This window comes from Seonamhaeicola marinus, from assembly GCF_008085455.1.
This window is the reverse complement of sequence record NZ_VSDQ01000475.1, coordinates 1-506: the sequence shown is the minus strand read 5'-3', so window position 1 is coordinate 506 and position 506 is coordinate 1. Positions and strand designations below refer to the sequence as shown.

1 protein-coding gene is annotated in these 506 nt (G+C 32.6%); it reads right to left on the bottom strand.

Annotation, left to right across the window (positions count from 1 at the left end; all coding sequences use genetic code 11):
* On the bottom strand, positions 1 to 506 hold a 506-nt coding region (locus tag FUA24_RS07805), incomplete at both ends, for a phospholipase D-like domain-containing protein (protein ID WP_246146989.1).

Below are 506 nucleotides of genomic sequence, written 5' to 3'. Positions count from 1 at the left end.
GTGCTTCTAAAAATGAGTTTGATGCATGTTTAACCACCCATGAATCTGATTTTTCAGGAATAATTAAACGCACATCAACACCACTTTTAGCCGCTATTTGTATGGCAGCAATCATTTCGTCATTAGGCACAAAATAGGGTGTTGTAATATATACATATTGTTTAGCTGTAATTATTGCAGTAATTGCTAACTCCATAATATTTGCCCAATCAGTATCAGGGCCGCTACCAGCTATTTGTAATGCTATTTTTGTTTGTAATGCTTTTATTTCAGGAAAAAAGGGTTTGTAGTGTGTTATAATTTCATTTGAAACAAATTTCCAAGTTGATAAAAAATGAATTTGTAATGATTTTACAGCATCACCAAAAATTCTTAAATGTGTATCACGCCAATAGCCAGTTCCGTTATCATTTATATATTCATCGCCTACATTAATACCACCAACATAGCCTATATTACCATCAATAACAGCTATTTTTCTGTGGTTTCGGTAGTTCATTTTACCA